At 36.7% G+C, this 10,532-nt stretch carries 12 protein-coding genes; 4 read left to right on the plus strand and 8 right to left on the minus strand.

Features of this window, described 5'->3' with window-relative positions:
* The 3 genes from FQ087_RS22045 to FQ087_RS22055 form a co-directional block, all read left to right on the plus strand.
* A partial coding sequence (locus tag FQ087_RS22045) for a recombinase family protein (RefSeq protein WP_149582759.1) occupies nucleotides 1-266 on the plus strand: 266 nt, incomplete at its 5' end.
* Nucleotides 267-268: 2 nt separating this feature from the next.
* Nucleotides 269-532, plus strand: coding sequence for a hypothetical protein (locus FQ087_RS22050; protein WP_149582760.1), 264 nt, complete (start codon nucleotides 269-271; stop codon nucleotides 530-532).
* Between the two features lies 1 nt (nucleotide 533).
* A complete protein-coding gene (locus FQ087_RS22055; RefSeq protein WP_255452511.1) occupies nucleotides 534-746 on the plus strand; it encodes a hypothetical protein in 213 nt (70 codons plus the stop codon).
* A 111-nt stretch (nucleotides 747-857) separates the two neighbouring features.
* Here the strand turns inward: FQ087_RS22055 and FQ087_RS22060 are convergent, their stop codons facing one another.
* The 8 genes from FQ087_RS22060 to FQ087_RS22095 all read right to left on the minus strand — a co-directional run bounded on the left by FQ087_RS22060 (nucleotide 858) and on the right by FQ087_RS22095 (nucleotide 9,842).
* Complete coding sequence (locus FQ087_RS22060; RefSeq protein ID WP_370456104.1) at nucleotides 858-1,055, minus strand: Spo0E family sporulation regulatory protein-aspartic acid phosphatase; 198 nt, start codon at nucleotides 1,053-1,055, stop codon at nucleotides 858-860.
* A gap of 432 nt (nucleotides 1,056-1,487) precedes the next feature.
* The gene (locus tag FQ087_RS22065) at nucleotides 1,488-2,816 is read right to left on the minus strand and encodes a TrkH family potassium uptake protein (protein WP_149582761.1); all 1,329 of its coding nucleotides are present in this window, start codon (nucleotides 2,814-2,816) and stop codon (nucleotides 1,488-1,490) included.
* A 195-nt stretch (nucleotides 2,817-3,011) separates the two neighbouring features.
* Nucleotides 3,012-3,404, minus strand: coding sequence for a DUF2178 domain-containing protein (locus FQ087_RS22070; RefSeq protein WP_149582762.1), 393 nt, complete (start codon nucleotides 3,402-3,404; stop codon nucleotides 3,012-3,014).
* Complete coding sequence (locus FQ087_RS22075; RefSeq protein ID WP_149582763.1) at nucleotides 3,397-3,612, minus strand: helix-turn-helix transcriptional regulator; 216 nt, start codon at nucleotides 3,610-3,612, stop codon at nucleotides 3,397-3,399. Before FQ087_RS22075 ends, FQ087_RS22070 begins: the two co-directional genes overlap by 8 nt.
* Nucleotides 3,613-3,798: 186 nt before the next feature.
* Nucleotides 3,799-4,383, minus strand: a complete 585-nt coding sequence (locus FQ087_RS22080; RefSeq protein WP_149582764.1) for a MerR family transcriptional regulator — start codon at nucleotides 4,381-4,383, stop codon at nucleotides 3,799-3,801.
* 1,314 nt (nucleotides 4,384-5,697) lie between these two features.
* Nucleotides 5,698-6,822, minus strand: a complete 1,125-nt coding sequence (locus FQ087_RS22085) for a replication initiation protein (RefSeq protein WP_181717813.1) — start codon at nucleotides 6,820-6,822, stop codon at nucleotides 5,698-5,700.
* Between the two features lie 1,670 nt (nucleotides 6,823-8,492).
* Complete coding sequence (locus tag FQ087_RS22090) at nucleotides 8,493-9,332, minus strand: carbonic anhydrase (protein WP_149582766.1); 840 nt, start codon at nucleotides 9,330-9,332, stop codon at nucleotides 8,493-8,495.
* 288 nt (nucleotides 9,333-9,620) lie between these two features.
* Nucleotides 9,621-9,842, minus strand: a complete 222-nt coding sequence (locus FQ087_RS22095) for a hypothetical protein (RefSeq protein ID WP_149582767.1) — start codon at nucleotides 9,840-9,842, stop codon at nucleotides 9,621-9,623.
* A 269-nt stretch (nucleotides 9,843-10,111) separates the two neighbouring features.
* On the opposite strand from FQ087_RS22095, the gene FQ087_RS22100 reads away from it, so the two are divergent.
* On the plus strand, nucleotides 10,112-10,532 hold a 421-nt coding region (locus FQ087_RS22100; protein WP_149582768.1), incomplete at its 3' end, for a recombinase family protein.

Consider the following 10,532-nt stretch of genomic DNA (forward strand, 5'->3'; position numbering starts at 1 on the left):
CAATGGGCAGATTAATTTTAAGAATGTTATCAGCCATTGCGGAATTTGACAGGGATATGATCGTTGAACGATTAGCAGAGGGGAAAGCCATTGCGAAGCAGAATCCTGATTTCCGTGAAGGTAGACCGAAAAAGTTCACTAAAAAACAAGTAACACACGCTTTACAGCTATTGGAAACGAATTCCTATACGCAAGTAGAAGAAATTACAGGGATTTCTAAAAGCACACTAATCCGTGCCAAAAGAGAAGTAACTAAAGGGGGGTAACAATGATGGATAGGTTAACGGTTGAAACATTTGAAGAGTTTTCTAGTAGCGATTATGGGGAGACTACGACTTATTTTGTACATACTGATCATTATGTTCTGATTTCTATTCCAGTGTGGAACTGGTCGTTTATGTGGAATTTTGAGGCTTACAGTGATGAAGAATTAAAGGCAGCATGTACAAAGGCGTTAACCGGTCCTATGTTCTTTGAGGGGGCTAAGGAAATCACTGAACGCTTTTATCAGTACCTGTTAAGGGGTAAATGAAATGATGGCCAAGAAATCACTTTCAGATTATCAGAGGGAGTATGAAAAAATAATCCATGCAGACCAACCGAGAAAAGACATTATACTGGCCAGTTTAATGTCTGAAATGGAGAAACAATTCAAGATTCCTATGCTGAGGAATGAAGAGTGGGAACGAGAAAATATAAAGGTAATAGCGATGTATCGCAAGTTAAGCATTACAAGAACATTGTGAAGGTCGGAGAAATCGGAGCTTCTATTTTTTGTGCAGATTGTGTATTCAGAGGATCAGTACTTCTGATAGTGGGATTGGTCTTTTATTTGAATAAAAATACTTCCAAGAATTTCATTTATGCAAATAGGATAAACTTGAATCCTGGATGGAGTGATTTTCTAGATATCTATTGATCAACACATCCAATTCTTGACTGCACGAGACAACAAGGGGGTGCGTATACCCAAAAGTTTTTGCTCTTCTATACATGACTTTTCTCTTGAATCCAATTTGAAGCAATAACATTTTTTCATCAAATAGTCTTTTCACAAATCTTCCTCCATATAAAATATTCGGCTTCAAATTATGCGACCTATATCTAGTAGGTTCAGAAGCAACTAGTACATTGTACAACATATTGTTTTCAAAAAAATGTCGTATTATGACGGAAATATACTAATTCACAAATTTGTCACAACCCATAGGAATACATGTCGAAATAGTTGCCCCTTAAAGCTCCCGATGAGTATTTTTTTCAACTAGTTTAAGAAAATTATCTATTGTACAAATTAGATAGTTTTAGCTGTTCTTTCAGCAGTAGTTTTCCCCATATTTTGCTCAAGGGGTTGCCTATCAGAATCAACTGCCGAGAACAAATAATATAGCTACTTGACATGTATGCCACATGCATTCCCTAATAATGCATCAGCTCTATATCCCTCAAAAAAAAAGTCCATCGACTAAACGTCGATGGACTTTTTTTTACCCGGTAAACACTTGATCGTAAGGATACCGATAGTTCACTTTTTTAGGTTTCATTAAAATAAAGAAGAGTGTTAGTGGTCCGATTCGACCAACGAACATGACTATGCAAAGTAGGATTTCACCAAAATCGCTCAACTGTCCTGTGATCCCCATCGATAAGCCGGCTGTACCAAAGGCGGATACCACTTCGAAAGCAAGTGGTAGAAAAGGGATTTTCTCTGTAATGGTTAGTAAGAAAATAAATGACACAACCAACAATAAACCAATCGTTGTAATGGCTAGTGAACGAATGACTATTTCGATTTGGATCGAACGTCCAAAGATTCTAGGCACATCTTTCGAGCGTAAAAAGGCGATGGTTGCTAAGATCACGACCATGAATGTCGTCAATTTAATACCGGATGCCGTGGATGCACTCCCTGCACCTATGAACATGAGCACCATGGTAAATAGAAGCGTTGGGTCTTCCAGCACGGCATAGTCTAAGGTATTAAATCCCGCGGTTCGAGGAGTTACTGCGGTGAAATAGGAAGCCATGAGTTTTTCATATAACGACATATCTCCAAGTGTTTGTGGATTGCCATATTCCAAAGAGAAGACCACAACGGTTGCAAACACATTCATTATGATTGTCCCCACTATCATTAATTTGGTGTGCAACGACCATTTGCGAAATGATTTTTTTTGATGAACATCAAGCACGACCGTGAAGCCTAATCCTCCAAGAATAAATAATGTAGATAAGACGAGATTCACAATAGGGTCTCCAACAAAGCCTATTAAATTGTCTGGAAATAAAGAAAATCCGGCATTGTTGAAAGCAGACACGACATGAAAAACACTCAAGTATAAAGCCTTTTTCAAACCAAAAGTAGGAAGCCAATGTAAGGTCAAAATGAAAATCGACGAAGCTTGAACTGTTAAAACAAATGTGAGAATTATTTTGACTAACTTCACAATCCCGCCAATGGAATACTGATTAAATGACTCTTGCAAATAAATCCGGTTTTGAAGACCAATTTTCTTCCCAAGCAAAATGAGTAGGGCAACAGCAAATGTCATTAACCCAATCCCACCACACTGAATCAGAACGAGCAAAACCATCTCACCAAATACAGTGAGTGTGGTTCCAGGATCAAATACACTTAATCCAGTTACGGTTGTAGCAGAAGTCGCGACGAAAAGGGCATCCGTCCAAGAAATCGTCGTAGTTGTCGCAATCGGCAGCTTTAATAAGATCGTTCCTAATGAGATGAGTAATAAAAAGCTTCCTCCAATCAGGAGAGGAGGCGAAACTGTAATCCGTTTCTTTTTGATGTTTTTCATGTAGGCACTTCCTAGCAAAGGGGATCTAAAATATTAGCTATACTGTATGCCTCTATTGGTGTTGTGTCAATCTGAGGTGCATGTAGCATACACACTTAAAAAGGTCGATTACTTGTAAGAGAAATCGACCCTTCTTATTTATCTTTCTTTCTTCAACTAAAGCACCCGTTAGTTTAACAAGGGGCTTCAATTATATTATTTATATTTCCTTGAATATACAAACTCTGTAATCGGAAGTGTTACAAATGTAAGACCAACCACAATAAGCAAAGGGTAATTCTTAATATCAAGCAAATTAGATACACCATCAGAAATGAACAGAATTAAACCTGACAAAATCATTAATACAAAATATCCTATTTTTGCACTCTGGGATTCAATATGCCTGTCTAATTCGTCTTTCTCTCCACCACCTTCGTGGTTGCCCCAATTAAGCCAATTAAAAAAATATGATAAGGCAAGAAAACTAAAAAATATAGAACCTCCATCTATAATTCCAAATCGCACCCATCTGTATAAAGTTAATCCCACTAACGTACAAAAAACAACAAAGGCTAAAATAGCTATGATTCGATTTGGTTTACCCATTCTCTTTCCCCCTATTCTCTAATGGTATAAATAAATTCTCTACGGTAATTCCTAAATTCCTTGCAATATCAAATGCTAACTGCAAACTTGGGTCATATTTGTTATTCTCAATAGCATTAATCGTTTGCCTACTTACATTACATAGTTCTGCTAATTTTCCTTGTGAAAAACTGTATTTTTCTCTGTACTCTTTAATTCTATTTTCCACTCGATAACCAACCTCCCCATCCATCGGGTGTAAAAGACCTTTTACATCTATATGATATAACAAGACAAAGAAGGTGTCAAACACACTTGACACCTTCTTTGTCTTATACACCTTTATTTCATTTTATCCTTGTTGAACTAAACTGCGTCGTTAGTTGAACAAGAACAGGCAACTTTCAATAATTTTTCACCGCTTTTTAAAAAAACGGGCGAAAAAACCTAGATTTCCCTCTTCTTCTGTCGCAGCAGTTTCAGCCATGTCCAATTCTTTTTTACGACTTGCCATAGTTTCCTTTAGACTTAACAATAGTTCTCTGTCGTGTTCTTCCAATTGTAGCCGTCCTGGCAAAGACTTCTCGATATAACTTTTTAACTCTAATTGTCCTTTAACCAATTCATCAACCATTTCCCGCATGGCATTCATTTCTTTATTTTGTTGGGTTAATAATTCATGAAAAGATTCAAGTGTTGTGGGAAGAACAATTAATTCTTTGCTTTCAATTCGTGTAACTTCACCACCAAACTTCTCTAAGAGCAGCTTTTCCATTTCTTTTGGATCCGTGCGATGAATCTCCCGTTTCCTTTGGTCTTTAATGACTTCATCTATAAATTCAATACGTTCAACTTGCTGCTTACTGTACGTACGTTGGCCATTGTTATCTGGATCTTTAAAAACGGGCTCAGTTCCGAGCCATCCTCGTTCTTCCCATTTATGCAGTTGAAATGATTTAATCTCTAATTCTCTTGTAACTTTACTGATTGGAACTTGCATTTCCCCACCCCCCCCAAATAGGATAAATTTAGCTTTATCTTAGCCTTAATTTAGCCCTGATTTATCCTTAATTTAGGCTAACTTATCCCTATAAGTCAATCTTTCTCATCCTTTTGGTATTCCTCTTTCCCAATCTCACTTCGTTCGTGGAGTCTTGTGGTCTAACGAAACCAAAAGAGGTTTCATTAGATCCTCAGACTTACAATAAGAAATTGAAAGAATGGATATAAAATTAGGCTTAATTAATGATTAGTGTTGATTTCCTTGTTCGACTAACTCAACGATTCTTCAATTTCCATCTGTCACGCTAGCGTTCCTAAGTCGTTAAATGGTTGTCACGCTAGCGTTCCTAAATTCAAAAAGCTTGTGCCCATCAAAACACTAGGCTTCGCCTAGTCCCACACCAGAAGTGGGGCCAGTTTTCCCTTATGCTCTTTCTAACTTTATTTCGAATTCGGGTTTTATTTTAACCGTTGTTAAAAAGGGAAAAGGTTAAAGTTATTTTTATGTTATTAGAAAAAAGGGCGACTGCTGCGGTTGCTCTTTTTATTTTTTTTGTTTTAAAATTCGAGTAAAACGACAGCAAATTTCAGAGGACATTTTGAAAAAATATACGCTGAAAAATTTGCAAAGGTCGTAGGAAACTCCTACCAAGGGAAAACAAAGTTTTAGGGTTTGTATATACAAACCCGTAGCTTGCCCCTCACAGGGCGAGCTACAACTTTTTTTCGGGATTGCATGCAAAACCCGTAGCTTGCCCATCTCTCTAAATCTTTTATTTTAGCCCCTGCAGGAAACCCATGCGAAACTTTATAGAATGAAAATAAAGAGATCGGCAGGCTACGGGTGTGTGACCACACACCCCAAAAACTTCGTTTTCACCTGGTAGGAATTTTCCTACCACCTTTACAATTTTCCAGATTTTATTTTTTCAAAATATCCTCTGAAATCTGTTGTCGTTTCACTCGAATTTTAAAATGAACCGTTGCAGAAAATTAAGAAAGGGCAACTGCAACAGTCGCCCTTTTTTTCTAGTAACATAAAAATATTTTTAACCTTTGCCCTTTTTAGTTAGGGTTAAAATAAAGCTGGAATTCGGAATAAAGTTAGAAAGAGCATAAGGGGAAACTGACCCCACTTCCAATGTGGTACTAGGCAGAGCCTAGTGTTTGGATGGGTACATGAAAAGTTGATTTTGTCACGCTAGAGTGACAGCCAAAAACGCCGTTTGTCACTCTAGCGTGACAACTTTAATAAACTAATATCTCGCTTCTTTAATCCTGTTTGCTCCAGGATCAAACTCAATAAAAAATATCATTGGTCATTTTTAATTCCCAACTCATTCAGTAATTTTTGTCGCTCTTCTACAATATTAAGATCAATTTCTTTTTTAGCTTCCTTTGGTTCACTTCTATTCTTGAACCACTCGGGGAGTTTTTCAGCTCTCCCTGTTCTCCGTTGACTTGGTTTTAAATCAGCGAACGTAATAGTCAATCCAGCTTCATGAAACCCCCAGGCTTCCGTTATTTTCGCTTTTATGAATCCAAGTGGATTTGTCACTGTTTTTTCTTCATTCACATATCGAATCAACACACTTAATTCATTCTCGGCTCGATCACCCCAAATAGCCAACGCTCCTTGATACATTTGAGCAAAATATGTTTGTTCGAAGCTATAGCCGTTCGCTAAATCGTTAAGACGGATACGTACGTCTTCATTTTCGGGTGTTTGCTTTGGTAATTGGATCTCAATTTTCTTTTGTTTAATATGAGGACGGATTGAAAACTCTATTTTTTCAACCTTACGTCCCTTTTTAATTTCCTCAAAAGTCACAATCAAGTCTGTTTTTTCGCTTATCTCTTCAACAGCCCTTTTTAAAACACGTTCTTTTAAGTGATTGTATTTTTCATAAGTCCCATCTTCAACACCGATCATCCCTCTTAATAATTCAATTGAAAATGTACATTTCCCCACCTTTTCCCATTTATGCATTAGTTCGAACAAGTTTTTAGCATAAATACTTTTCAAATTAAGCAAGTTGCTTAGTGTATAAGAATCAAAGTTTTTCCCAAGTTCCAATAAATACGGTTTTAATTTCTCGCTAATAGTTAATCTGATTTCCCCCGACCCTGGCTCTATTTCAGCATCTGAAATCCATCCTGTAATTAAACATCCGCCATTATATCTAGGTATCTGGATTTCTTTCTTTCTTAAACCAGATAAAATCCCTCTAATTTGCGTGTAATGAGGCCGTCCCTTCAAATCAAGCATTTCATGAAAATCTTTAATTGATATTACATATTCTTTAAACTCTTTATCCTCTTGTTGAATCATCGAAATCATTGTGACAATTAAATTTTTTTCTCGTGCCGTTAAGGGATCCATGTATCGGGCTTCAATCAGATCGTAGGATTGAGTAACCTTATAATTAGATTTCATAATTCTCCTCCTCTGAATTTCAATTGTGATTTGAATATACCACAAAGACAAATAATTGTGGTATTTATAACTAAATAAAAACTTATAAAGTGGGTAGAGTAAGCATTTTAATGACCTTAAATTAAATAGTTGTGGTATTTGTTCAGTTTCCGGATATAATTTTGAATCAAAAGTGTGGCATAATGGGCACGTCACTTTAAAATGTGCCATTTTAAACCGAAAAGAGTCTTGCTATATATCCAAAAACACTGCTAAATCAACGATAATGCATCCCAAGAAACTAAAGCCACTAGTTTTATTATCTTTTGTGGCATTTCGAATCAAAAATGTGGCACTTTGAATCAAAAATGTGGCATTCATGAATCAAAAATGTGGCACTTTGAATCAAAAATGTGGCATTCACGAATCAAAAATGTGGCATTTGACACTTGTAAACCCAATCATACCAATGGTTTGAAGTGCCCTATAACAATAGTAATAACATTAATAACAAAGTAATTAATAACAACAACAAACACGCGCGCGTGGTGGTGGTCAAAAAATTGAGGAACATTGATTTCTCTTTTTCTATCAAAAAAATCGAGACGAATTGTGTACACCCAAAACATAAAAGGTCGTTACTAGAAAAAAAGAGGACAAATCCTCAAAAAGGACATGTCCTACTCTCTCAGACTATCAAATATAGCCACAGAAACGCTCAGGATGCCCATAGACCGATGATAAACGGAAATAGGTGTATGTCTTTACCTCTTCTTTTACGGACGATTCTAGGCTATCTGTGAGCGTTTTTAGAAAACCGAAGAAAACAAGCGGAAATTGCGAAAGGGTTTTGCATAATTATTCGTTTAGACAGGCCTAGCGTTCACCAGAAAGCCCGTTAATTCAACGATGTATATTTAGTGCATAAAAAATAATGAGGTCGTTAGGAGAAGAACTGAGGGTTTGTAAGGGGTTGCTTGTCATTGGTAACTTCCGAGAACAGGCCTTATGTGAACCTGGTGTGTATAGAGGATACAAAACCGTTCAGCGAGAGAATCGAGTTTCTTATTCAACTAACGGAGCATAATTTAGGGGGTATATTTAAAACAGAATGGAGGTAATTTCAATGTGGGAAATTCCACTATATTTAATTGTCGTGTCAATTTTAACGTTAGTTATTTCTTTAGTTAGCACAATAAAGCTCCAAAAGTATTTTATTGCACCGATAATTCTTTTTGTAGTCCTTAATATTCCAACAGTAGTAATTCCAATGTTTTATAATGTGGGTTGGAAAGCTATCTTAGGTTGGGCAATCCTTTATACTTTAATTTCGTTATTAATTTCGTTTATCGTGTGGAGCATTAGAAAAAGGAAACACCTCCCAAAAAACGTCTAATAATTAGACAATTCACCATCGGATTTGTAATAAAGGGTTTGTAAAAAATTGTACTTAAAGTAAGGGGGCTTTAGTTTAAGAATCGGCTGCCTTTACAGGGCAGCTTTTCTTATTGCGTAATGGAGGTAACTACTTCCATGAACGGGTGTTATGTCTACTAAAAGTGCATGCAGCATACATTCCCTAAAAACGTATCAGCCCTATATCCTCAAAAAAAGTCCATCGACTAGACGTCGATGGACTTTTTGATTATTAACGATACGAGTTTGATTTGTTATTGTTTCAACAAATTTGTTTACACACTAGGCTCAACTTCTACTTCACGGTCATTTAAAGGTTGAACTGGGCGATGATTGTCTTCAAAAATTTGACGGAATAAATCAATTTGTTCTTTAGACATTTCAATTGGCTGCTCCAAGACGATCCATTCAACTTCTTCTGAACATGGAGGAGTAGTTAAAGAACCTTCATAACGGAAAGTTTGCTTATTTTCTGGCAATAGGCCCATTAAATCGATTGCCTCGGTTACTTTTACATCATTAGTTGTTACTTCTTTAGGAAGGGCTTTCCATGATTGTTCTAAAACAGAGTTAGCCGCACCTTCTTTAATCATTAAACCGATAACGGCTAATTCATTACTCGCACTTTTATGTACAAGATGCAGTTCCATATCAAAATTCTGGCCGTTAAATTGGTGTTCGCTCGGAGTATGGAAATGGAATTGAGCTAACTTGTACTCTTCTCCGTCTACGACAATGGAATTATCTATTGCTGCTGGATTTCCTTGAATCGTATGGCCGTTGTTAGCTAAAGAAAAGTTTGTTGGGGCATAATTAAATTTCAGCTCCTCAACTTCGTCGTCTTTCTCTGTTTTTGCCGTCTCGATGTTAATCGGAGACTGTTCCTGTCCGTTCGTACAGACAGCGTTTGTAGGATCTAAATCCCCCCAATATTCCGGACCGGTTTCTCCTTCATAGGACCAGTGAGCTGGTTGAACCTCTGTTGTTTGCTTCTCTTCTTGAACCTTTTCTGGAGCCTTTTCTTCTTTCGGCACATCGGCCGTCTTAGAAGAACAAGCAGCTAGTGATAACAAAAGACAAGTCGACAAAATTGGATAAATAATTTTTTTCTTCATTTTTTTGTAGGTCCCCTTTTTCATTATAATCTATACTAATATAATATAGATTTTATAGTATACGTCATTCGGTAAGAATATAAAAATTACTCCTTTTAATATTTTTTCTAAACACTCGCGCAATATCATTTTGCAGAAATAATTTAGTGACTTGAGATAGCCCCTTAACGGCATACCTACGGTGGTGAGTACTGCCTATCGTAGGTGTTGGATTAAGCGGAACGGTAAAGAAAACCCTCTATAAAGAAATGTCCATAAATAAACGTGGCTAATAAATAGCCACGTTTATCAGTGTAATAAACGGTTAATCATCAAATTGTGAACGTTAGCTTCAACGAAGTTAATGTCATCTTTTTCAATTTTATTATGAGGTTGCGGTTGAAACCATTGAACTTCCTTATCATGAAAAATACCTCGGTAGTCTTTCCCCTCAATGTTTAGTTTAAATTGAAAACGTTCGTTAGCTTGGCCTTCAAACAATGGTGTCATAACCTCAATATTTTGTAGCATAATGAAAATCCCCTTTCTTAGTTGGTTTTTTTAGTATTCCCTGAACTGTTTTGCTTATGTTTTATTTCCGTTTTGCTTATGTCCTTATATTAACTACCCAAAATTAAAGAGTTAGGTGAAGAAGATTAGAGTTTCATGAGAATAAAACAACAAAGGGTGCCATAACTTCTAAGTATTGACACCGTTTTCGAGATGCAGTAATATCAAGGGATCAATCGGTGTCATAACTAAGTATCATAAATAGACCGCAAAAAAAGGGGTAAATACATATGAAATATGGTTATGCTCGCGTAAGTACAGCGTCACAAGATTTAGAGTTACAGCTGCAGACATTGGAAAGTGCAGGGTGTAACAAAATCTATTCCGAGAAATTCACTGGAACTAAAGCGGATCGTCCCCAATTTATAGAGTTACTTTCATTGTTGAAAAAAGGGGATACATTGGTAGTTACAAAGCTAGACCGTTTCGCAAGATCGGCAGAGGATGGGGTAAATCTAATCAAAGAATTGCTTTCAAAAGGAATCAAAGTTCACATATTAAATATGGGGCTTGTAGAGGATACATCAATGGGCAGATTAATTTTAAGAATGTTATCAGCCATTGCGGAATTTGACAGGGATATGATCGTTGAACGATTAGCAGAGGGGAAAGCCATTGCGAAGCAGAATCCTGATTTCCGTGAAGGTAGAC

Origin of the sequence: Sporosarcina sp. ANT_H38 (genome assembly GCF_008369195.1) — a bacterium.
Taxonomy (GTDB): Bacteria; Bacillota; Bacilli; order Bacillales_A; family Planococcaceae; genus Sporosarcina.